General features: G+C 53.6%; 23 protein-coding genes. 11 read left to right on the forward strand and 12 right to left on the reverse strand.

From position 1 onward, the window contains the following. Positions 1 to 16 precede the first annotated feature (16 nt). Positions 17 to 1,390 carry an MFS transporter gene (locus OGV83_RS13770; protein WP_047463223.1) on the reverse strand — a complete coding sequence of 458 codons (1,374 nt, stop codon included), beginning with the start codon at positions 1,388 to 1,390 and terminating at the stop codon, positions 17 to 19. A 177-nt stretch (positions 1,391 to 1,567) separates the two neighbouring features. On the opposite strand from OGV83_RS13770, the gene kdgR reads away from it, so the two are divergent. Then, complete coding sequence (gene kdgR / locus OGV83_RS13775; protein ID WP_012132042.1) at positions 1,568 to 2,359, forward strand: DNA-binding transcriptional regulator KdgR; 792 nt, start codon at positions 1,568 to 1,570, stop codon at positions 2,357 to 2,359. 170 nt (positions 2,360 to 2,529) lie between these two features. Here kdgR and OGV83_RS13780 read toward each other — a convergent pair whose 3' ends face one another. After that, complete coding sequence (locus OGV83_RS13780) at positions 2,530 to 2,769, reverse strand: YobH family protein (RefSeq protein WP_024130264.1); 240 nt, start codon at positions 2,767 to 2,769, stop codon at positions 2,530 to 2,532. Positions 2,770 to 2,927: 158 nt separating this feature from the next. Between OGV83_RS13780 and mgrB the strand changes: the two genes are divergently transcribed. From mgrB to rlmA, 6 genes are all read left to right on the forward strand, one after another. After that, positions 2,928 to 3,071 (forward strand): PhoP/PhoQ regulatory lipoprotein MgrB, encoded by a 144-nt coding sequence (gene mgrB / locus OGV83_RS13785; RefSeq protein ID WP_024130265.1) that lies wholly within the window; start codon positions 2,928 to 2,930, stop codon positions 3,069 to 3,071. 74 nt (positions 3,072 to 3,145) lie between these two features. Beyond that, positions 3,146 to 3,433, forward strand: coding sequence for a YebO family protein (locus tag OGV83_RS13790; protein ID WP_012132046.1), 288 nt, complete (start codon positions 3,146 to 3,148; stop codon positions 3,431 to 3,433). A 663-nt stretch (positions 3,434 to 4,096) separates the two neighbouring features. Further along, positions 4,097 to 4,240, forward strand: a complete 144-nt coding sequence (locus OGV83_RS13795; protein WP_001537930.1) for a DUF2627 domain-containing protein — start codon at positions 4,097 to 4,099, stop codon at positions 4,238 to 4,240. 12 nt (positions 4,241 to 4,252) lie between these two features. Continuing rightward, the gene (gene cspE, locus OGV83_RS13800; RefSeq protein WP_001062678.1) at positions 4,253 to 4,462 is read left to right on the forward strand and encodes a transcription antiterminator/RNA stability regulator CspE; all 210 of its coding nucleotides are present in this window, start codon (positions 4,253 to 4,255) and stop codon (positions 4,460 to 4,462) included. A gap of 219 nt (positions 4,463 to 4,681) precedes the next feature. Continuing rightward, a complete protein-coding gene (ftsI2, locus tag OGV83_RS13805; protein WP_047463226.1) occupies positions 4,682 to 6,427 on the forward strand; it encodes a peptidoglycan DD-transpeptidase FtsI2/PBP3(PARA) in 1,746 nt (581 codons plus the stop codon). A gap of 63 nt (positions 6,428 to 6,490) precedes the next feature. After that, a complete protein-coding gene (gene rlmA / locus OGV83_RS13810; RefSeq protein WP_286463817.1) occupies positions 6,491 to 7,300 on the forward strand; it encodes a 23S rRNA (guanine(745)-N(1))-methyltransferase in 810 nt (269 codons plus the stop codon). Here rlmA and mntP read toward each other — a convergent pair. From mntP to manX, 5 genes are all read right to left on the reverse strand, one after another. After that, positions 7,297 to 7,863 carry a manganese efflux pump MntP gene (gene mntP, locus OGV83_RS13815; RefSeq protein ID WP_286463818.1) on the reverse strand — a complete coding sequence of 189 codons (567 nt, stop codon included), beginning with the start codon at positions 7,861 to 7,863 and terminating at the stop codon, positions 7,297 to 7,299. The genes rlmA and mntP overlap by 4 nt on opposite strands. Positions 7,864 to 8,284: 421 nt before the next feature. Continuing rightward, a complete protein-coding gene (locus tag OGV83_RS13820; RefSeq protein ID WP_012132052.1) occupies positions 8,285 to 8,743 on the reverse strand; it encodes a DUF986 family protein in 459 nt (152 codons plus the stop codon). A 54-nt stretch (positions 8,744 to 8,797) separates the two neighbouring features. After that, positions 8,798 to 9,649 carry a PTS mannose transporter subunit IID gene (gene manZ / locus OGV83_RS13825; RefSeq protein WP_012132053.1) on the reverse strand — a complete coding sequence of 284 codons (852 nt, stop codon included), beginning with the start codon at positions 9,647 to 9,649 and terminating at the stop codon, positions 8,798 to 8,800. Positions 9,650 to 9,661: 12 nt separating this feature from the next. Beyond that, positions 9,662 to 10,462: a PTS mannose transporter subunit IIC gene (gene manY, locus OGV83_RS13830; RefSeq protein WP_012132054.1), complete on the reverse strand. Its 801-nt coding sequence runs from the start codon at positions 10,460 to 10,462 to the stop codon at positions 9,662 to 9,664. A 58-nt stretch (positions 10,463 to 10,520) separates the two neighbouring features. After that, positions 10,521 to 11,486, reverse strand: a complete 966-nt coding sequence (gene manX, locus OGV83_RS13835; protein ID WP_047463231.1) for a PTS mannose transporter subunit IIAB — start codon at positions 11,484 to 11,486, stop codon at positions 10,521 to 10,523. A gap of 315 nt (positions 11,487 to 11,801) precedes the next feature. Between manX and OGV83_RS21645 the strand changes: the two genes are divergently transcribed. After that, on the forward strand, positions 11,802 to 11,942 hold the full coding sequence (locus OGV83_RS21645) for a protein YoaL (protein WP_371320444.1): 141 nt from the start codon (positions 11,802 to 11,804) through the stop codon (positions 11,940 to 11,942). Beyond that, entirely contained in the window at positions 11,930 to 13,489 is a 1,560-nt protein-coding gene (yoaE, locus tag OGV83_RS13840) for a CNNM family cation transport protein YoaE (RefSeq protein WP_200096863.1), read from the forward strand. The genes OGV83_RS21645 and yoaE overlap by 13 nt, the downstream gene beginning before the upstream one ends. 26 nt (positions 13,490 to 13,515) lie before the next feature. Here yoaE and pdeD read toward each other — a convergent pair whose 3' ends face one another. The 4 genes from pdeD to pabB all read right to left on the reverse strand — a co-directional run bounded on the left by pdeD (position 13,516) and on the right by pabB (position 18,746). Next, positions 13,516 to 15,114: a cyclic di-3',5'-guanosine monophosphate phosphodiesterase PdeD gene (gene pdeD, locus OGV83_RS13845; RefSeq protein WP_110494143.1), complete on the reverse strand. Its 1,599-nt coding sequence runs from the start codon at positions 15,112 to 15,114 to the stop codon at positions 13,516 to 13,518. Between the two features lie 139 nt (positions 15,115 to 15,253). Next, the gene (gene sdaA, locus OGV83_RS13850; RefSeq protein WP_024130267.1) at positions 15,254 to 16,618 is read right to left on the reverse strand and encodes an L-serine ammonia-lyase; all 1,365 of its coding nucleotides are present in this window, start codon (positions 16,616 to 16,618) and stop codon (positions 15,254 to 15,256) included. A 184-nt stretch (positions 16,619 to 16,802) separates the two neighbouring features. Then, positions 16,803 to 17,381 carry a CoA pyrophosphatase gene (locus OGV83_RS13855; RefSeq protein WP_047463238.1) on the reverse strand — a complete coding sequence of 193 codons (579 nt, stop codon included), beginning with the start codon at positions 17,379 to 17,381 and terminating at the stop codon, positions 16,803 to 16,805. A 3-nt stretch (positions 17,382 to 17,384) separates the two neighbouring features. Further along, positions 17,385 to 18,746 (reverse strand): aminodeoxychorismate synthase component 1, encoded by a 1,362-nt coding sequence (pabB, locus tag OGV83_RS13860; protein ID WP_286459885.1) that lies wholly within the window; start codon positions 18,744 to 18,746, stop codon positions 17,385 to 17,387. A gap of 72 nt (positions 18,747 to 18,818) precedes the next feature. On the opposite strand from pabB, the gene OGV83_RS13865 reads away from it, so the two are divergent. Beyond that, positions 18,819 to 18,998, forward strand: a complete 180-nt coding sequence (locus tag OGV83_RS13865) for a YoaH family protein (protein WP_012132063.1) — start codon at positions 18,819 to 18,821, stop codon at positions 18,996 to 18,998. Between the two features lie 7 nt (positions 18,999 to 19,005). Here the strand turns inward: OGV83_RS13865 and OGV83_RS13870 are convergent, their stop codons facing one another. Beyond that, positions 19,006 to 19,350 (reverse strand): RidA family protein, encoded by a 345-nt coding sequence (locus OGV83_RS13870; RefSeq protein ID WP_012132064.1) that lies wholly within the window; start codon positions 19,348 to 19,350, stop codon positions 19,006 to 19,008. 129 nt (positions 19,351 to 19,479) lie between these two features. On the opposite strand from OGV83_RS13870, the gene yoaA reads away from it, so the two are divergent. Continuing rightward, on the forward strand, positions 19,480 to 21,390 hold the full coding sequence (gene yoaA / locus OGV83_RS13875) for a DNA repair helicase YoaA (RefSeq protein WP_012132066.1): 1,911 nt from the start codon (positions 19,480 to 19,482) through the stop codon (positions 21,388 to 21,390). The last annotated feature ends 57 nt before the right edge of the window (positions 21,391 to 21,447 follow it).

Here is a 21,447-nt window from a genome sequence, read left to right on the forward strand (position 1 = left end):
TGATGCGCTTTTTTTTTTACGCCACGGAGCGGGGTTGAGTGATGCGCAAGCCGCTGATAATGGCGGCTACGGTCGCCAGGATGCCCGCCGTCATCAGGGAAATATGCGTACCGTTGTCCGCAAACTGATTCAACATGAGCGCAACCAGCGCTGCGCCGGTACTCTGGCCCAGAAGACGCGCCGTGCCCAGCATCCCGCTGGCCCCTCCGCTGCGATCGCGTGGCGCAGAGGTGATAATCGTGTGGTTATTGGGCGACTGGAATAAGCCAAAACCGGCTCCGCAAAGGATCATCGGCCAGATGATACTGATATCTGACGGCGAGGCTGGCAGCAGCATCAGCGCAAAAAGTCCTGTGGCCATAATTATCAGTCCTGACGCGCCCAGCAGCCCGGCATGAACCCGTTCAATTAAGTAGCCCGCCAGCGGCGCCATCACCATTGTCGCCAGCGGCCAGGGCGTCAGCAATAACCCGGTCTCGACTTCGCTACGCCCCAGTACCGTTTGCAGATAGAAGGGAAGGGAAACCATCGCCAGCATCTGCGCGCAGAAAGAGCAAATACTGGTGCAGATCGACAGAGAAAAGAGCGGAATGCGTAGTAAGTCAATCGGTAACAAAGGCACCGGGAGTGAGAGCTGGCGGCGAATGAAGAAGAAACCGACGACAAGCATAACCGCCAGTTCTGCGCCAATCAGCGTTAAAGGTTGCCCCTGTGCGAATCCGCTGAGAGCGGTGATCAGCAAGCCGAAGGTTAAGGCGTTCATCACTGCGCTGGGCAAGTCGAAGCGCGGTTTGGCGCTACGAGCACTGTTTGGGGGTAAGAAACGCATAGCCAACAGCAATGCGATAATGCCTAACGGAACGTTAATCAGGAACAGCCATTTCCATGACGCTATCGACAGGATTGCTGCCGCAATGGTCGGCCCCGCAGCCGAAGACACCGCGACGATGAAGGAGTTGATGCCCATTCCGCGCCCAAGGTGGCGTTGCGGATAGATAAGCCGGATCAGCGCCGTGTTCACGCTCATCAGCGCGGCGCCGCCAAACCCCTGCGCGACGCGCGCAAGCGTCAGCATTTCCAGGGAGTCCGACAGCGCGCAAAACAGCGACGAAAACAGGAAAATGACCAGGCCGTATTTATAGATGCGTCGATAGCCGAACATGTCCCCCAGAAACGAGAGCGATAAGAGAGAAACCACGATCGCGATTTGGTAGGCGTTAACAACCCAGATCGATCGGGCGGCGGACGCCTGGAGATCGGTTGCAATGGTAGGGAGCGCGACATTCGCGATTGCGCCATCCAGCACGGCCATCGAGATACCAATAATGATGGTTAAAATGGCGCCGTAACGCTGGGGTAATGGCAGGCCATCGGCCTGGATTTTGTCCATAGAGAGTCAATGTCTTTCGGGGGATTATGATCAGAGTAATGATTTTAGCATTGATATCGCGGGGTTATGTCGCAGATTTGTAACTAAGTAAGCAAAGATGGATTGCGACCGCCATGACGTGAAATTATAATAAAAACCGGTTCTGATTTTTATAAAACACTCGCAATGAGGTGATAAATGGCTATCGCAGATCTGGATAAACAACCTGATTCTGTTTCTTCTGTGCTGAAGGTTTTTGGCATTCTGCAAGCGCTGGGTGAAGAGCGCGAAATAGGGATCACCGAGCTGTCGCAACGTGTCATGATGTCTAAAAGCACCGTTTATCGCTTTTTACAAACGATGAAAACGCTGGGTTATGTCGCGCAGGAAGGTGAATCTGAAAAATATTCGCTGACCCTGAAATTGTTTGAGCTGGGCGCCCGTGCGCTGCAAAACGTTGATCTGATCCGTAGCGCTGATATTCAGATGCGTGAAATTTCCCGTCTGACCAAAGAGACAATTCACCTCGGTGCGCTGGATGAAGACAGCATTGTCTACATTCATAAAATCGACTCCATGTACAATTTGCGCATGTATTCCCGCATTGGCCGCCGTAACCCGCTGTACAGCACCGCAATTGGTAAAGTGCTGCTGGCATGGCGCGACCGTGATGAAGTCAAACAGATACTGGATGGCGTGGAGTACAAACGTAGCACCGCGCGCACGATTACCAGCACCGAGGCGTTACTGCCGATGTTGGATCAGGTGCGCGAGCAGGGGTACGGCGAAGATAACGAAGAGCAGGAAGAAGGTCTGCGCTGTATTGGCGTTCCGGTGTTCGACCGTTTTGGCGTGGTGATCGCCGGTCTGAGCATTTCGTTCCCGACGCTGCGTTTCTCCGAAGAACGTCTGCATGAGTATGTCGCTATGCTGCACACGGCAGCGCGTAAAATCTCTGAGCAGATGGGTTACAACGACTATCCATTCTGAGGTGAGCGTGCCCTGAGGCGTTCAGAAGCCAGCCGGTAGAAGATACCTGCTGGCTTTTTTATTGCCCTGAAAAGGGGCGGGAGAGAGGTTTCTCCTGCTAAAAAACGCATTAAAAAGGCATAACCACGTTATGCCTGATATTTATGCAGATGAATGGATGTGATGCCAGATTAGCCGTTATCGACCACCACGGCGCTTTTTCTGAATACAGGACAGTCTGACAGACCAATGATGCCACTGTCAGTATGGACATATTGCGCTGTACTGGTGCCGCGAGCGGTCAGATATTGACATTGCAGACCCAGACCGGCGGCGTTCTCCTTGCTGCCAATCAGAACCCCATAGCCACTGAGCAATAAACCAATCCATACCAGAGCAATCAAAACAATCGCGCGAATGATCAAACGCATTACTACCTCTTTTCTTTTTTTGGTTAGAATAAGGGTAGCCTGAACGCCCACTGAAACAAGTGTATCATTCCTAAAAGTATATAATGTCGCTCCAGTTAGTTCCGGTTTAGATAACGCGTGGTAATTTGATGGCATAAGATGTGGATGCGGAGAGCGGAGTGAAAAAGTTTCGGTGGGTAATCCTGATTATTGTTGCGTTGGTATGTCTGCTGCTGTGGGCGCAGGTGTTCAACATAATGTGCGATCAGGATGTACAATTTTTCAACGGAATTTGTGCCATCAATAAATTTATCCCCTGGTGATAGCATTTTTACAACAGTTGATTACCTTCCCGTGTAGCAGTGGTAAAATACGGCGTCTACATTGAGGTGGTAACATGAACGAAGTTCTGAATTCTGGCGTACTGACTTTTACGTCTTTGATTGTATCGGTGGTGGTTCTGATTGTCGGGCTGGTCCTGTGGTTTTTTGTGAACCGGGCAAGTTCAAGAACAAATGAGCAGATTGAGCTGCTTGAAGCGCTGCTGGATCAGCAAAAGCGGCAAAATGCCTTGCTACGCCGTCTGTGCGAAGCTAACGAGCCTGAAAAAGTCGCTGAGGCCGAGTCTGAAGCGAAACCTCAGGAAGAGGATGACGATATCATCCGTCTGGTCGCTGAACGGTAACGACAAGCAGAGACAGGATGCGCGTCTGCCAGCCATTCCTTCAGGCAGGCCCATCCTGTTTTCATTAATGTAACCCTGTGTATACCAGGTCTGTTATTTCATTGATCATTTAATGCTTTAACTTAATCTCTCCTTAAATATATTTATCCATACGCTAATAATGTGATTATGTCGCTTTTGTGATAGCGATCGTTTTTATTAATAGCGAAACGTTTCTCTCACTTTTTTTGTGCATTGTCATCATTCTTTCATTATTTTGGTGCACAACCAAAGCACGTATTGGCTATCAGTGAAACGGATGAAAAATGGTCGAATACTTCGCATTTTTAAACAATATTGGTTTTTTTGCGTTGTGACAATTTATGCATTACAAAGCATAAAAAGTGATATCTGTTTACCGTATCGATAAGATCAACGCATGACCTGGAACAACCGAAGTTATTGAGCTATGGTAGAAAAGCCGCTGTACGGGCGTAAGCCTGTCGAAAGGCGCCTGGAGAAGCGATAATATATCGTCGGGAACTGTGCCGCATAACTGTGCAGTTGATCTTTGATATCTCTCTGGATTTGTGCGACTGATCGAGACACGTTTAAAAATGGCTTGCCATAATTAACGTTGTATGTGATAACACGTTTTGGGTTAAACGAGGTACAGTTCTGTTTATGTGTGGCATTTTCAGTAAAGAAGTCCTGAGTAAACACGTTGACGTTGAATACCGCTTCTCTGCCGAACCTTATATTAGTGCCTCAAGCAGTAATGTCTCAGTTTTATCTATGTTATGCCTGCGGGCGAAGAAAACACTCTAAGGAATTTTGCAAATGGCAAAGATTAAAGGTCAAGTTAAGTGGTTCAACGAGTCTAAAGGTTTTGGCTTCATTACTCCGGCTGATGGCAGCAAAGATGTGTTCGTACACTTCTCCGCTATCCAGGGTAACGGCTTCAAAACTCTGGCTGAAGGCCAGAACGTTGAGTTCGAAATTCAGGACGGCCAGAAAGGTCCGGCTGCTGTTAACGTAACAGCTATCTGATCGACACCACTGATTTGAAGCGCCAAGGCGCATCAACCTCAGATATAAAGCCTCGCCAGTGCGGGGCTTTTTAATTCAGGTTCCTTCAAAATATTTCTGAATACACTTCTGTTAGCGCTTTGTTGCAAAGCCGCGATGTTCGTAGCATTGTTTTTCCCGCTTTCCCTCGTCAATTCCCGTTAAATCAATCACCTGAAAAACGACCTTGCTGGAGACCAGGTGAAAAAGAAAAGCGACGGCGCCGTGCGTAATTTTGCTCCCATCCGTTTTGTACTGCTGTGCGTGGCGATTTTGCTGAGTATGGGGTTATTGCTGGGACGCGTGGCGTGGTTACAGATCATCACGCCGACAAATCTGGTTAAACAAGAGGACAGGCGTTCGTTACGTGAGGTCACCACGGCGTCGCCACGCGGCATGATTACCGACAGAGAAGGGCGTCCGTTAGCCGTTAGTGTGCCGGTCAATGCGGTCTGGGCCGATCCGAAGACGATCGTCAGTAAAGGCGGCGTGGGGTATAACCAACGCTGGCAGGCGCTGGCGCAGACGCTGCATCTTTCACTGGCTACGCTGGCTGAGCGGGTAAACAGCAATCCTGCCGGGCGGTTTATCTATCTGGCGCGCCAGATTTCGCCGCAGCAGGCCGAATGGATCGATAAGCTCAATCTTCCTGGCATTAACCTGCGTGAAGAGTCCCGGCGTTTTTATCCGGCAGGGCATGTGGCAGCCAACCTGATTGGCTTTACCAACATTGACGGGCAGGGGATTGAGGGGATTGAGAAAAGTTTTAATGCCCAACTGACGGGGAAACCCGGTTCCCGCCTTGTTCGCAAAGATAAGTTTGGTCATGTTATCGAGAACATAACCGAAACAAATCCTGTGCCAGCGCATGAGCTTCAGCTCAGTATTGATGAACGTCTACAGACAGTGACGGAGGATGCGCTGGATAACGCCGTCACCTGGAACAAAGCGGAGTCCGGCGCGGCGGTACTGGTCAACATCGCGACGGGGGAAATTCTGTCGATGGCAAGCTTCCCGGACTTTAATCCGAATAACCGGGAAGGCGCCGTGCTGGATGATTTTCGCAACCGTGCCATCAGCGATACCTTTGAACCGGGTTCCACGGTCAAGCCGCTGGTGATCATGACGGCGCTTCAGCAGGGCATTGTCCAGCCCGACAGCGTGATTGATACGCATCCGTTTAATCTTGACGGCCACCGGATTCGTGACGTGGGGTATTACCCGGAGCTGAGTTTGACCGGAATCCTGCAAAAATCGAGTGATACCGGCGTGTCGCGTCTCTCGCTCGCTATGCCGGTTCAACGACTGCTGGATACGTATAAAGGCTTTGGCTTTGGGCAGTCTACGGGACTGGGGCTCACCGGGGAGAGCAGCGGCTTACTGCCGCAGCGTCGTTACTGGAGCGATCTGGATCGGGCGACGTTTGCCTTCGGGTACGGTCTGATGGTGACGCCGCTCCAGCTGGCGCACGTATATGCCACCATCGGCAGTTTTGGTATCTACCGACCGCTTTCCATTACGCGTATTGATCCGCCCGTTGTGGGGACGCGTGTGATGCCCGCCGAACTGGTGCATCAGGTTGAGCATATGATGGAGAGCGTCGCGCTCCCCGGCGGGGGAGGAACCAAAGCCGCAGTCAGAGATTATCGCGTGGCGGTAAAAACCGGTACGGCGAAGAAAATCGGCGATGACGGTAAGTATGTCGATAAATACGTGGCCTATACGGCGGGCGTGGCTCCGGCCAGCGATCCGCAGTTTGCGCTGGTGGTTGTGATTAACAATCCGCAAAACGGATCTTACTATGGCGGCGCGGTGTCGGCGCCGGTGTTCAGCCAGATTATGGGTGATGTTCTGCGCCTGGAAAACGTTAAACCGGACGGTATGCCCGCCGACTCCGATCACCTGTTAGTGATGCACGGCAACCGCCTGTCGTCCCCCTCGCTGTAAGTTATTTTCCCGGGGCGCAATTCGCGTTACACTTGCGCCCTAAAATTACCGGCCGGAGTTGTCATGTCGTTTTCTTGTCCCCTTTGTCATCAGCCACTTGCGCAGGTGAAAAACAGTTTTATCTGCCCACAACGGCATCAGTTTGATGTGGCGAAAGAGGGATACGTCAACCTGTTGCCCGTGCAGCATAAACGGTCACGGGACCCGGGCGACAGCGCCGAAATGATGCAGGCGCGTCGGGCATTCCTTGATGCCGGGCATTATCAGCCGTTGCGCGATGCCATCGTCAGGATACTTGCCGAACGGCTGGACGAGAATGCAACGTCGATACTGGATATCGGCTGCGGTGAAGGGTATTACACACATGCCTTCGCCGAAACGCTGGCGTCAGGCACCACATTTGGTCTGGATGTCGCGAAAGTCGCCATTAAAGCGGCGGCGAAACGTTATCCGCAGGTGACGTTTTGTGTGGCGTCAAGCCATCGTCTGCCTTTCGCCGACGCCTCTATGGATGCGATTGTCAGGATTTATGCCCCCTGTAAGGCTGAAGAGTTAGCGCGAGTGGTAAAACTGGGTGGTTGGGTAATTACCGTTACGCCGGGGCCGCGCCATCTGATGGCGCTAAAAGGGCTGATCTATGATGAAGTGCGCTTACATGCCCCGCATACTGAGCAGCTTGAAGGGTTTACGTTGCAGCAAAGCATGGCGTTAGGGTATGAGATGCGGTTGCGCGGTAATGAGGCCGTTGCGTTGCTCCAGATGACGCCTTTCGCCTGGCGTGCAAAACCTGACGTATGGGAGCGGTTGGCGGCTTGCCAGCAGTTTGATTGCCAGACGGATTTCAGCCTTCACATCTGGCAACGTGAGCGTTAACCGTAGAAGTGTGTCCAGAGGATCTGGGCGCCGATACCGATAAGTACAGCCCCGCCAAGAATTTCCGCCCGTTTTCCGAGCAGCGGGCCGATAAAGCGCCCCACCATGATGCCCAGCGTGGACATGATTAACGTGGCACAGCCGATAGCCAGCGCGGTCGCAATAATGTTCACCTGCAAGAACGCCAGACCGACGCCAACGGCCATTGCATCCAGGCTGGTGGCGATAGCGGTAGTGACCAGCAGCCAAAAACTGTGGCGGCGTAACGGCTCGTCATCTTCGTCATTACCGCCACGAACGCCTTCGATAATCATACGAATCCCCAGAAACACCAGCAGGATGAACGCAACCCAGTGATTCCATTCCAGCACGAATTTACTGGCCAGCATACCCAACCCCCAGCCGATCAGCGGGGTGAGCGTTTCAACCGCGCCGAAAATAAGGCCGGTGCGCAGGGCTTCGGAGAATTTAGGTTTGTGTAGCGTGGCGCCTTTACCAATCGATGCCGCGAAAGCATCCATTGACATGCCGAAAGCGAGAAGAACAGTTGCGGTGATATTCATAACAGCGTCCTGACCGGGGTTCCATAAAACACATCACTGCCCCCAGCGAACATGCATACCTGAACATGGCGTTCATAAGCTATGCATAGCAGTTGATGTGCATATGGTCTCGCCTGACTGAAAATAGAGTGATATCAGTCCGTACGCGCCACGTTTTTCAACGAGTATGTTGACACGTACATTTCCTGAGTCTGGAAATCGGCTACTCCCCAAATGACGGCGCAACATTAACATATTTTGAGAATATAAAACAACAATGGCGAAATATTATTTGACTTCTAATTGAAAACGATTTTCATTTAGATTTAATTATCAATAAAACGTTAAAATAAATAACAAATCAGGCGGGATGAATATAGCCTTAGCTATGTTTTTTTGTTCGCGAATATACTTAAAACATAGTTCAGGCTATATCTGTAACTCATTGAGATGAAACAAGAAGCTTATATATTCTTTCCAGATCGTCGATATTTCGTACGCGAATAAGCAGGCGCCGTTGTTCTAATTGCATCACCAGTACGCCATCTTCCGATAAATTCATCTCTTTAATACGGTTATATTCTATCCAGACATTGGCGAAGAAAAAACCTTTCTGTTTGAAGATGATCCTGGGGGCGCGAACCCAAAAAATATAAAACCCCATCAGCGCCAGTGCACATAATAACCATGTGGTAATTTGCGCGCCGTGACTGGTAACGTTGTTGTAGATAAGAATGGCGACCAGGCCGACGAAGATAACGCTATCAACACGACCACGACGCAGCAGAGGCACTGCAAGCAGAGTGGGGCCGTTACGGCGGGGCATGATGAACTGATCGTAGATGGCGTAAGCCAGTAACGCGACAATAAAAAGAACCAGCACCAGGTCCGTGACAGTCATTAATCCTCCAGATAAAAAACCGGGGCCAAAGGGCCCCGGTAGTGTACAACAGAATTACAGACCCAGCAGGCCGCAAGCGTAACCGGCGATACCGATGACGAAGAAGCCAACGATGATCCACAGCGGGTTCACTTTCTTACGCAACAGCCACATGCAGGCGAAGGTCAGCAGCAGCGGAACCAGACCCGGCATCAACTGATCGAGAATGGTCTGCACGGTGGTGACGTTTTCTTTACCCGTCTGGTCAGTGATGCGTGATACCACCAGCGGAATATTGACGTGCGTCCACTTGTTAACCAGCGCCCCCATGACAAACAGGCCGAGGATTGACGCCCCCTCAGTCAGTTTTTGCAGGAAGCCGCCGCCCATATCCTTAACGATATCGACGCCTTTACGGTAGCCGTAAGCCACGCCGTAGTAACGGGTCGCCAGACGCACCAGGTTAAACAGAATGAAGAACAGCAACGGTCCCAGCAGGCTGCCGCTCATCGCGATACCCGCGCCCAGCGCGGCAAATACCGGACGAACAGTACCCCAGAAGATCGGGTCGCCCACGCCTGCCAGCGGCCCCATCAGACCAACTTTGATACCGTTGATGGCACCATCGTCGATCTCCGCGCCGTTGGCGCGCTGTTCTTCCATCGCCAGCGTAACGCCCAGTACCGGAGCGGCAACGTAAGGATGGGTGTTGAAGAACTCCAGGTGACGTCTGATCGCCTGTTTACGCGCGTCGTTGTTTTCCGGGTACAGGCGTTTGATCGCCGGCACCATGGAGAAGCAGAAGCCCAGCGCCTGCATACGTTCGAAGTTCCATGACCCCTGGAACAGGTTAGAACGGATGAACACGCCACGAATATCACTCGGAGTGAGTTTTTTCTCAGTGGTAGTTTTAGTCATATCAACCATTTCGTTCACCTGTTAGTCCAGTTCGTTATCGAGATCGTTGTTACCAGCAGCCTGAGCTGGCGCACCGGCTACGCGGTTATATTTCGGGCTCAGCTGGATGTAGAGGATGGCCATCACCGCGCCAATTACGCCCAGAGCAACCAGGTTGAAGTTAGTGAATGCCGCAGTGACGAAGCCGAGGTAGAAGAACGGCATCAGATAGCCCGCGCGCATCATGTTGATGACCATTGCGTAACCGACAACCACGATCATGCCGCCGGCGATGTTCAGACCGCTGGTCACGACTTCCGGGATCGCATTCAGCATGCCCTGAACTTCACTGGTGCCGACAGAAATCGCCACGATAACCGCCGGAATCGCGATACGCATTGCCTGTAGGAACAGGGAGGATACGTGGATCCAGGACAGCGCCGTCAGGTTGCCGCTATCGGCCGCTTTATCCGCCGCGTGCTGGAATGCCACGGTGATGGTACGTACGATGATGGTCAGCACCTGACCTGCGGCCGCCAGTGGAATCGCCAGCGCGATACCTGCGCCAATGCCTTGATGACCGGCGATAACCAGCACGGTTGAAATAATGGAAGCCAGCGCGGCATCAGGCGCAACGGCAGCACCGATGTTCATCCAGCCAAGCGCGATCATTTCCAGGGTACCACCGATGATAATACCGGTTTTCATGTCCCCAAGAACGGCACCGATTAGCGTACAGGCCACCAATGGACGGTGGAACTGAAATTCATCAAGTACCGACTCCATACCCGCGATACATGCGACGATGAACACCAGCACAATCTGAAGAGTGGTAATCTCCATTGTACTTCTCCTATTGCTATACAGACTTAAGTGTGAATGCTAATTAAATGCCGGGTGGTTATTTCGCCACTTTGGCAATCAAATCCATCATTTTCAGTTTCTGATCGGTGGAAACTTTACGAACCTCAAGCTCGATACCGCGTTCGTTGAGCTTTTTAAAGGCGTCGATATCGGTCTCGTCGACGGAAACGGCGTTATTAACCTGCGTTTTACCCTGACGGAAAGCCATACCGCCAATGTTTACGGAAGTCACTTTCACGCCGCCTTCAACGATACGTTCCACATCGGTAGGGTTGGTGAACAGCAGCATCACACGTTCGCCTGCGTATTTCGGGTTGTTGTAGACACGAATCATCTTGGCAACGTCTACCACATGCGCCGTTACGCCCGGAGGTGCCACCTGTGTTAACAGCGTTTTACGTACGGTGTCCGCCGCTACTTCATCACTCACGACGATGATGCGGGTGACGTTGGTCTCTTTGGTCCAGCGGGTGGCGACCTGGCCGTGAATCAAACGGTCATCAATACGGGCGAGACCGATTACCATGTAATCGTTGGGTCCCATTGGTTTAGCGGGCGCCGCCGCTTTTGGCGCAGCAACCGGCGCCGGAGCGGCTTTTTCAACCGGTTTCGCTTTCAGCGCTTTCACGCCTTCACGACCGGTTTCTACCGCCAGAGCGACTAATTCGTCAAAGCTCGGATTGTCATCGCGGGCCATGAACGTTTCCACCAGCATCGGAATATTGACGCCAGCAATGACTTCATAGTGCTCTTTGTCGACGACAATACGGCTGGCAGCATTAAATGGACTGCCTCCCCATGTATCAACGAGAAACAGCACGCCTTTGCTGGTATCGAGTTTTGCCAACTGAGCGTTGTACTTTTCAATCAGCGTTTCGGCATTTTCGCCTGGAACGAAATCGATCCAGCCGACGTTTTCCTGCTCGCCTAACAGCATTTCTGCTGTTTTAAGTAACTGCTCTGCAGCCCAACCATGTGTGCCTATAACAATAGCAATGGTCACTTGCTACCTCCTTTATTATCGTTAACACATCAACGTGACAGATGTATTTTGAATCGCCGTCCGCACTCGAATCGATTCAGATAAGGGTTATAATGAAAAAACAGTTATTTCCGGGAATTATTTTAGATAGCGAAAAAAATATTTTATGTGATGAAGATCCGCAATTTAGCTTTCACATCAGAGAAATTTCGTAGTGTAAAATATCCCTGTAACATCTCATTGCAAAGGAAGGTAAATCTTTGCCAAAAAGACATTGTCTCTGTTATGTTTAGCTTCCGTTTAATTAGTAAGGAGTATAGGGCAGTAGCCCGCCGTATGGATCGTCACCGACGTCATTTCACTTTGAGGCCGTATCAGGCCTGTCTGTCTGGCTCTTTTGGCCGCAACCTTAATTCGCATATTGCTTTCTCGCCTGTTCGCTATTCCTTAAGCAGGAGCTTGTCATGGAATTCTTAATGGACCCCTCAATCTGGGCGGGTTTGCTCACGCTTGTTATCCTCGAAATTGTTCTGGGTATTGATAACCTGGTCTTTATCGCGATTCTGGCTGACAAGCTGCCGCCAAAGCAGCGTGATAAGGCGCGTCTTATCGGTTTGTCGCTGGCGCTGGTGATGCGCCTGGTCCTGCTGTCCATCATTTCGTGGATGGTGACCTTAACGAAACCACTCTTTACCGTCTGGGATCTCACCTTCTCAGGGCGCGATCTGATCATGCTCATCGGGGGTCTCTTCCTCCTGTTTAAGGCCACGACGGAGCTGCATGAGCGCCTGGAAAACCGCGAGCATGACTCGGGGCACGGCAAAGGCTATGCGAGTTTCTGGGTCGTGGTAACGCAGATCGTTATCCTTGATGCCGTCTTCTCCCTTGACGCGGTAATTACCGCCGTGGGTATGGTTAACCATCTGCCGGTGATGATGGCTGCCGTGGTGATTGCGATGGCGGTGATGCTGCTGGCGTCTAAGCCGCTTACCCGTTTCGTCAACCAGCATCCGACGGTTGTAGTGCTCTGTCTGAGCTTCCTGTTGATGATCGGTCTGAGCCTGGTGGCGGAAGGTTTTGGCTTCCATATTCCGAAAGGGTATCTGTACGCTGCTATCGGTTTCTCAATCGTCATCGAATTGTTCAACCAGATTGCGCGTCGTAACTTTATTCGCCATCAGTCAACGTTACCGCTACGTGCACGCACCGCAGACGCCATCCTGCGACTGATGGGCGGTAAACGTCAGGCGAGCGCGCAGCACGAGTCTGACAGCCCGGTGACGGTGCCTGTACCTGAAGGCGCGTTTGCTGAAGAAGAGCGTTATATGATCAACGGCGTGCTGACCCTGGCGTCCCGTTCGCTGCGCGGCATCATGACGCCTCGCGGTGAAATCAGCTGGGTGGATGCTGACCTGAGCGTGGATGAAATCCGCGAACAGTTACTCTCTTCTCCGCACAGCCTGTTCCCGGTGTGTCGCGGCGAACTGGATGAGATCATCGGTATTGTTCGCGCGAAAGAACTGCTGGTGGCGCTGGAAGAAGGCGTGGATGTGGCCGCGATTGCTTCGGAATCACCAGCGATTGTCGTCCCGGAAACGCTGGACCCGATTAATCTGCTGGGCGTCCTGCGTCGCGCTCGCGGCAGCTTCGTCATCGTCACCAATGAGTTTGGCGTCGTGCAGGGGCTGGTTACGCCGCTGGACGTGCTGGAAGCGATTGCCGGTGAGTTCCCGGATGCCGACGAAACGCCAGAGATCATTACCGAAGCGGGCGGCTGGCTGGTGAAGGGGGGAACGGATCTGCATGCCCTGCAACAGGCGCTGGATGTCGATAACCTGGTGAACGACGAGGAAGACATCGCTACCGTCGCTGGATTGGTTATCGCCGTAAACGGTCATATCCCGCAGGTGGGCGATGTTATCGACGTTGCGCCGCTTCATATCACGATTGTCGAAGCGAACGACTACCGTGTTGATTTGGTTCGTATTGTTAAAGAACAACCTGCTCACCACGAAGACGAATAAGCGCCGTTCCCCGGTAAAACCGGGATCTAACGAAACGGCATAACGGGCGTCATGTGTCCGTTATGCCGGGCGGGCGGCGGTGCGCTGCCCGCCAGCCACTGAGGAAAATCGTGAAGCGGCATAGGCCTTGCGAACAGAAATCCCTGCAACGCCTGAACGCCGTGTCCCCGCAAATATTGCGCCTGCTCTCGCGTTTCAACGCCTTCCGCCACCAGTTCAATATTCAGCCTTTGCCCCAGCGCGATGATGATATCGGTCACCGTGGAGTTCACCGCATCAGTACCGATCGCCGCGGTAAATGATTTGTCGATCTTCAGCACGTCCGGGCGCAATTTCTCCAGCCATGACAGCGAGCTGTTGCCGGTGCCAAAGTCATCAATGGCGAGCTTCACCCCTTTGCGGTGAAGTTCACGCATCAGCCGATAATCGACGTCCAGTAAGGCATCCCGTTCCGTCAGCTCAAGCACAAGTTGCTGAACAGGATGGGCGCTGAACCAGTAATGATTGAGATCTTTTAATAACATGCCATGACGAAAATGGCTGGCCGCAACGTTGATGCCGATATGGAACTGGCTGTTCATCGGGAAGAAATGCCGCTGCCGAATGGTTTCCGCAATGACATAGCGGGTAAGGGGGGCGATCAGGTTGTGTTCTTCAGCGATAGGGATAAAAACATCGGGAGAAATCCATCCCTGTCGCGGGTTATTCCAGCGCAGCAGGATCTCAACCCCCACGCATTGCTGCGTACGGGCATTTAACAGCGGCTGGCAAAACAGTTCAAATTCACGGGCGGCAAGGGCGAGATTGATCTCCCATGAAAAACTCATTCTGCTGGCCGTTGCCAGCCAGGCAAGGTATCCCACCAGTAAACTCAGCATCACCGCCAGCGGCAGCTGCGTCGGCAGGTGGCGTAGCGCCAGCTCGCCAGCGCCGGGCCCCGTCACGCTGATGGTGAAGGGGAAGTGCTGGGATGCGCGCTGATAACGTTTTTCACCGTTCAGGGCGGGTAGCGCCTCCACCACCCCCTGACCATAGAGTAAGTGGCGGTTGCCGACCGTCAGGCTTGCGCTGGCGATCTGCGGCTGTTGCGGTTCAAGCAGCATCATCGCCAGAAGATCAATATTGACGATCTCAAAGAGCCCGTTTTTGCCATCAGGCGATGACGGATACCACTGAATCAGAATCGGGCTGTCTTTGAGCAGGGACTGATCGGTAGACAGCAGCAACAGGTTATTTGGCGCGGGTAGATCGGGTTGTAGCTGGTGAATCGGCACGTCGCGTGAGCCAAAGATACTGGAGCAGTAGAGAATACCGTTCTGAACCAGACCAATGGAACGCACGGTTTGCAGTCTGGCGACCTGCTTACGCAGGGGAAAATGCGCGGCCGGGCAGGGTTGTCCTACCAGGGGCAGCAGGAGATCGCGCCCGGCCTGTAGAGGGCGGAGCACTTCATCCAGCGTCTCTACGGCGTGAGCGGCGAACGTTTCGGTGCGGTGCTGATTTATATTTCGCTCCGAAATAAATCGGATACTCAATGTGAGGATAAGCGTGATCAGCGCACAGACCGTGCAGACGATGAAACGATTGCGGCGATAATTTTTAATGATCCGTTGTGCTGTTTGCATGCGGGCCGCCTGATAAGCCGTTGGTCACAAAAGCCAATTGCAACACAGCAAGTGTAGTGGGGAAATTTACCGCAGACGAGATTGATGAGAAAAATTCGCCCATCAGTGGGAGATGGGCGAAGTGGCAGGCTATGTTTTGTTAATCACACTGGACTTTAATCGCCAGCCCGCCGCGTGATGTTTCGCGGTACTTCGCGTTCATGTCCTTGCCGGTTTCGTACATGGTCTCAATGACTTTATCCAGCGAGACGCGCGGTGCGCTGGTACGGCGCATTGCCATACGCGCCGCGTTGATCGCTTTTACCGAAGCAATCGCGTTACGCTCGATACACGGCACCTGAACCTGACCGGCAACCGGGTCACAGGTCAGCCCCAGGTTGTGCTCCATGCCGATTTCCGCGGCGACGCACACCTGCTCCGGGCTGGCCCCAAGCAGCTCCGCCAGTCCTGCCGCCGCCATTGAGCAGGCGACGCCGACTTCTCCCTGGCAGCCGACTTCGGCGCCGGAAATCGAGGCGTTCATCTTGTACAACGCGCCGATAGCGCCAGCGGCCAGGAAGTAACGGGTGTAGATATCCGGGCTGACGGGTTCAATGAAGTGGTCATAGTAAGCCAGCACCGCAGGCACGATTCCGCAAGCGCCGTTGGTCGGCGCCGTAACGACACGCCCGCCTGCGGCGTTTTCTTCGTTCACCGCCAGCGCAAACATATTGACCCAGTCAATGACGTTCATCGGATCGCTGGACAGTTTGTCGCTGGAAACCAGCATGCGACGCAGTGCGGAAGCACGACGCGGAACGCGCAGCGGCCCCGGCAGAACCCCTTCAGTATTCATCCCGCGATCGATACACGCCTGCATGGTCTGCCAGACGTTGGCGAAATACTCTTCGATTTCCTTTTTGCTGTGCAGCGCCAGTTCGTTCTGCATCACCATCCCGGAGAGCGACAGACCGGTGCTGTTGCAATATTCCAGCATTTCGGTCGCCGATTTAAACGGATAAGGGACGCTGACCTCATTGGCGGCGTCCTGACCAAAATGCTCTTCATCGACAATAAAGCCGCCACCGATGGAATAATACGTTTTGCTATAAATGACGGTTTCGCCATTGTACGCGTGGATCTGCATTCCATTTTCATGCAATGGCAGGTTGCCATTGTGAAAACGCATCCCGTTATCCTGGGGAAAATCCACTTCGTGCTGGCCCTGCGCCAGTAACAGGCGACCGCGCGCTTCAACGTCGCGAATAAAACCAGGGATGCTGTCAATATCCACGGTGGCAGGTTCGTTACCCGCCAGACCCATAATAATGGCGATATCGGTGTGGTGACCTTTACCCGTGAGCGACAGTGAACCATACACGTCGACGGCGACACGGGTAACGCTATCCAGTAATCCTTTTTCGACCAGGTCATCGACGAACTGTTTACCCGCCTTCATAGGCCCTACAGTATGGGAGGATGAGGGACCAATCCCCACCTTAAACATGTCGAATAGACTAATCACGATAATACTCCTGACAGGGTGACCGGGCTTCCCGGTTACGATGTAATAACTGCGCATAGTGTAAGAGGGAACGCGGCGATCGGCTTAACTATTCACATGAATTAAACTAATGGATAACCACGTATTTACTAATGTTGGGACGGGAATCTCAAGTTGTGTTCTGCGCGTGTAAAGATAAGTATAGTCAGGGTCTCACGCCAATTTGCAGCGCCAGCTCACGAATTATTCCGGCGGTCATTCCCCAGACGAAATAATGCTCATACCACGAAAGCCATACGCGATGTGAATCGCCGCGTCGATAAATATCCAGCGGATGATAACGCCCCAGACGCAGGGCTTCTGAAAGCGGCATCTCAAAGACAGAGGCCACCTCATCTTCGCTGGCGTGATAATGCAGATTCGGGGGAATAATGCCGACCACCGGCGTAACCTGAAAACCCGTGACGCTGTCTACGGGCGGCAGCACGCCAATCACTTCGACGGATTCCGGCGGGATTGCCACCTCTTCCTGCGCTTCACGCAGCGCAGCGGCAATCAGCGACGCATCGCTGCTGTCAACGGCGCCGCCGGGGAACGCGACCTGACCGGCGTGTTTGCGCAGGCGTGCTGAACGCTGAGTCAGCAATAGACCCGGCCGGGCGCGGCGAACCACCGGGATCAGCACGGCAGCCTGACGATGGTTTAACGTCTCACCATTCACCTGCGGGCGCAAAAGTTGAAAGCGTGATAAAAAATCATCAAGGGTCAGGCTGCTGTTTTCCACGACTCAGTTCTCCAGTTGCTGCAAAATTCGATTCACTTTATCAAACGTCTCCTGATATTCCGCGTCCTCCTGGCTGTCCGCTACGATGCCGCCGCCCGCAGAGCAATAGAGATGCCCGTCTACAGCGGTAAGCGTGCGGATCGTGATGCTGGTGTCCATGTTGCCGCAAAAACTCAGGTAGCCGATGCTGCCGCACCAGGCGTTGCGCCTGTGCGGCTCCAGCGCGTCAATGATCTCCATCGCCCGGACTTTTGGCGCGCCGGTAATCGAACCGCCAGGAAAAGCGGCGCGCAGCAGATCGGTGGCATGTAAATTATCGGGCAAACGGGCGGTAATGGTACTGACAAGATGATGTACCGCCGGGAAGGGTTCAACCACAAACAGCTCGGGAACCTTGACCGACCCCGGAACGGCAACGCGGCCGACGTCGTTACGCATCAAATCGACAATCATCAGGTTTTCTGCGCGGTCTTTTGCCGACATCGCGAGCGTTAGCGCCTGCTGGCGATCCGCCTGCGGGTCGTCCAGCCGGGGAAGGGTGCCTTTGATTGGGCGAGTCTGAATGTGCCCCTCTTCGGACTGAATAAAGCGCTCGGGAGAAAGGCTCAGAATCGCACCGTCCTCCAGGCGCAAAAACGCGCTGAACGGGGCGCGGTTAGCGTGATTAAGCCGCACGAAGGCCAGCCATTCGTCTCCCTGATAGTCAGCCTGAAAACGCTGGGCGAGGTTAACCTGATAACAGTCGCCGCTGTGCAGCCAGCTCTGCACCTGGCGGAATTTTTCACCGTACTGCGCGCGGGTCATGTTTGATTGCCATGCGGAGGTCAACGCGAAGGGCTTTCGCACCGGCACCTGCTGGCGCGCCAGCCACTCAAGGCGAGCGTGAACATCGGTATGGCTCAGCAGAGAGACGGTCTGTCTGCGATGATCGACGATTAAGGCCCAGTCGTAAATGCCGATCGCCATATCCGGCAGGGTGATATCGCGCTGTGCGAGCGTGGGCAGGGATTCAAAACGGCGGCCAAGGTCGTAACCTAACAGCCCCAGCGCGCCGCCCTGAAACGGCAGATTGGGGTCATATGGCGGCTGGATGCCCGCAGACGCCAGCGCCGCCTGCAACACGGTCATGGGATCGTCGGCGGTCGTGGTTGTGCCATGCTTATCGCGCACGCGGGTCTCTTCGCCGTGTGTTGACAGCGTTGCCACGGGGTCGGCCACCAGAATATCAAAACGATTATGCGGATGTTCAGCATGGCCGGAATGCAGCAGCATGGCCCAGGGCTGATGGCTCAGCGGGGCAAAATAGTACTCGGCGGCGTCCGGGCGCCACGGTAAAATAATAACAGCGGGTGATAATGTCTTCATCGGTCCTGGTCTACTGGCTATGTGCCGGGTAGCATGAAATAATTAGCGCAGATAATTTAGCAGGAGTTAACAATGTTTGCAGGTTTACCTTCACTCAGCCACGAGCAGCAACAAAAAGCGGTAGAGCGCATTCAGGAACTGATGTCGCAAGGAATGAGCAGCGGACAGGCAATCGCGCAGGTGGCGGATGAACTGCGCGCCACCCATACCGGCGAGCGGATCGTGGCGCGTTTTGAGGATGAGGACGAATAACGTCGCATTACACTGCGGCGATAATCTTGATCTCAACTCTGTATTTCGGGTTCATCAGCCCGGCCTGCACCGTGCAACGTACCGGCGCGTGACCGGCAACGACCCACGCGTCCCAGGCTTTGTTCATGGCGGCAAAATCGCTTTTATCGGCCAGGAAAATAGTGGCATCAAGAATACGTGACTTACGGGTGCCCTGTTTTTCCAGCGCCGCATCAATTTGCGCCAGCGTGTTGGCGGTCTGTTCAAACGCATCGGCGTCGAGGTTTTCCGGCACACCGGTGTAATAAAGCGTGTTGTTATGGATTACTACATCAGACCAACGATCTTCGGCATCAATACGTATGATAGTCATAAATCATTCCTCGTTAACTTTCCGTTCGACGCGGCAAGACTGCCATAATGTTGCGTTGCCGTCACCTCTTCAACTGGCGTAAGCGACGGCGTCCTGACATAATCCCTGTTCAAATCAACAGGGGGTAGTGTGACGGACGATTTTGCAGCAGACGGTCAGTTGGCTAAAGCGATACCGGGATTTAAACCGCGCGAACCACAGCGGCAGATGGCCGTTGCCGTCACGCATGCTATTGAAAAATCACAACCGCTTGTTGTCGAAGCCGGGACGGGGACAGGCAAAACCTATGCCTACCTCGCGCCGGCGTTACGCGCCGGAAAAAAAGTGATCATCTCGACGGGATCGAAAGCGTTGCAGGATCAGCTCTACAGTCGCGATCTTCCCACCGTCTCAAACGCCCTCAAATTCACCGGTAAACTGGCGCTGTTGAAAGGGCGCTCTAACTATCTTTGTCTGGAACGTCTCGAACAGCAAGCGCTGGCGGGCGGCGATTTGCCGGTACAAATTTTAAGCGATGTGATTTTGCTGCGTTCGTGGTCGAATCAGACCGAAGACGGCGACATCAGTACCTGCGTCAGCGTAGCGGAAGACTCGCAGGCGTGGCCGCTGGTCACCAGCACCAATGATAACTGTCTGGGCAGCGACTGCCCGCTGTATAAAGACTGTTTTGTGGTTAAAGCGCGTAAAAAGGCGATGGACGCCGATGTGGTTATCGTCAACCACCATCTTTTCCTCGCGGATATGGTGGTCAAAGAGAGTGGGTTTGGCGAACTGATCCCGGAGGCGGAGGTGATGATCTTCGATGAGGCCCACCAGCTTCCTGATATCGCCAGCCAGTATTTCGGCCAGTCGCTCTCCAGCCGGCAGCTTCTCGACCTGGCGAAAGATTTTACCATCGCCTACCGCACGGAATTGAAAGACACTCAGCAGTTGCAGAAATGCGCCGACCGACTGGCGCAGAGCGCGCAGGATTTTCGCCTGCAACTGGGCGAGCCGGGCTATCGCGGAAATTTACGTGAGCTGCTGGCCGACCCACGGGTACAGCGCGCGCTATTGCTGCTCGACGATACGCTTGAGCTTTGCTACGACGTGGCAAAACTCTCTCTGGGGCGTTCCGCATTGCTGGATGCCGCTTTCGAGCGTGCGACCTTGTATCGCGCGCGGCTGAAACGCTTAAAAGAGATCAACCAGCCAGGGTACAGCTACTGGTACGAATGCACGTCGCGCCATTTCACGCTGGCGCTCACTCCGCTTACGGTCGCGGATAAATTCAAAGAGGTGATGGCGCAGAAACCCGGCAGCTGGATTTTTACCTCTGCCACGCTGTCGGTGAACGACGATCTCCATCACTTTACGGCGCGGCTGGGCATTGAACAGGCCGAATCGATGCTGTTGCCCAGTCCGTTCGACTATACCCGCCAGGCGCTGTTGTGCGTGCCGCGTAACCTGCCGCAAACTAACCAGCCGGGCTCTGCCCGACAGCTGGCGGCAATGTTAAGACCGATCATCGAAGCCAACAATGGCCGCTGCTTTATGCTGTGTACGTCGCATGCCATGATGCGCGATCTGGCGGAACAGTTCCGCGCCACCATGACGCTGCCCGTCCTGTTGCAGGGCGAAACCAGCAAAGGTCAACTGCTGCAACAGTTCGTCAGCGCCGGTAATGCGCTACTGGTCGCAACCAGCAGCTTCTGGGAAGGGGTGGATGTGCGCGGCGATACGCTGTCGCTGGTGATTATCGATAAATTACCTTTTACCTCTCCTGACGATCCCTTGCTGAAAGCGCGGATGGAGGATTGTCGTCTGCGCGGCGGCGATCCGTTTGATGAAGTGCAGCTACCCGACGCGGTCATCACGCTGAAACAGGGGGTGGGGCGTCTGATTCGCGATTCTGACGATCGTGGGGTGTTGGTGATTTGTGATAACCGGCTGGTGATGCGACCGTACGGTGCCACCTTCCTGGCGAGCCTGCCGCCCACGCCGCGCACCCGGGACATCGCCCGCGCCGTCAGATTTCTCGCCATACCAACGGCCGAGTAATTTGTTACGGAGTATGGTAAGATGCGCGCCATTTTATTGATTTAAGCACGAAGACCC

This window comes from Citrobacter sp. CK189, assembly GCF_030333505.1.
Classification (GTDB): Bacteria; Pseudomonadota; Gammaproteobacteria; order Enterobacterales; family Enterobacteriaceae; genus Citrobacter_B; species Citrobacter_B koseri.

What these genes read in the sequence shown, in the direction of transcription:
- OGV83_RS13770 (WP_047463223.1), bottom strand. Translation starts at nt 1,390, where the DNA reads ATGGACAAAATCCAGGCCGATGGCCTGCCATTACCCCAGCGTTACGGC.
- kdgR (WP_012132042.1), top strand. Translation starts at nt 1,568, where the DNA reads ATGGCTATCGCAGATCTGGATAAACAACCTGATTCTGTTTCTTCTGTG.
- OGV83_RS13780 (WP_024130264.1), bottom strand. Translation starts at nt 2,769, where the DNA reads ATGCGTTTGATCATTCGCGCGATTGTTTTGATTGCTCTGGTATGGATT.
- OGV83_RS13790 (WP_012132046.1), top strand. Translation starts at nt 3,146, where the DNA reads ATGAACGAAGTTCTGAATTCTGGCGTACTGACTTTTACGTCTTTGATT.
- OGV83_RS13795 (WP_001537930.1), top strand. Translation starts at nt 4,097, where the DNA reads ATGTGTGGCATTTTCAGTAAAGAAGTCCTGAGTAAACACGTTGACGTT.
- cspE (WP_001062678.1), top strand. Translation starts at nt 4,253, where the DNA reads ATGGCAAAGATTAAAGGTCAAGTTAAGTGGTTCAACGAGTCTAAAGGT.
- rlmA (WP_286463817.1), top strand. Translation starts at nt 6,491, where the DNA reads ATGTCGTTTTCTTGTCCCCTTTGTCATCAGCCACTTGCGCAGGTGAAA.
- mntP (WP_286463818.1), bottom strand. Translation starts at nt 7,863, where the DNA reads ATGAATATCACCGCAACTGTTCTTCTCGCTTTCGGCATGTCAATGGAT.
- OGV83_RS13820 (WP_012132052.1), bottom strand. Translation starts at nt 8,743, where the DNA reads ATGACTGTCACGGACCTGGTGCTGGTTCTTTTTATTGTCGCGTTACTG.
- manZ (WP_012132053.1), bottom strand. Translation starts at nt 9,649, where the DNA reads ATGGTTGATATGACTAAAACTACCACTGAGAAAAAACTCACTCCGAGT.
- manY (WP_012132054.1), bottom strand. Translation starts at nt 10,462, where the DNA reads ATGGAGATTACCACTCTTCAGATTGTGCTGGTGTTCATCGTCGCATGT.
- OGV83_RS21645 (WP_371320444.1), top strand. Translation starts at nt 11,802, where the DNA reads ATGGATCGTCACCGACGTCATTTCACTTTGAGGCCGTATCAGGCCTGT.
- yoaE (WP_200096863.1), top strand. Translation starts at nt 11,930, where the DNA reads ATGGAATTCTTAATGGACCCCTCAATCTGGGCGGGTTTGCTCACGCTT.
- pdeD (WP_110494143.1), bottom strand. Translation starts at nt 15,114, where the DNA reads ATGCAAACAGCACAACGGATCATTAAAAATTATCGCCGCAATCGTTTC.
- pabB (WP_286459885.1), bottom strand. Translation starts at nt 18,746, where the DNA reads ATGAAGACATTATCACCCGCTGTTATTATTTTACCGTGGCGCCCGGAC.
- OGV83_RS13865 (WP_012132063.1), top strand. Translation starts at nt 18,819, where the DNA reads ATGTTTGCAGGTTTACCTTCACTCAGCCACGAGCAGCAACAAAAAGCG.
- OGV83_RS13870 (WP_012132064.1), bottom strand. Translation starts at nt 19,350, where the DNA reads ATGACTATCATACGTATTGATGCCGAAGATCGTTGGTCTGATGTAGTA.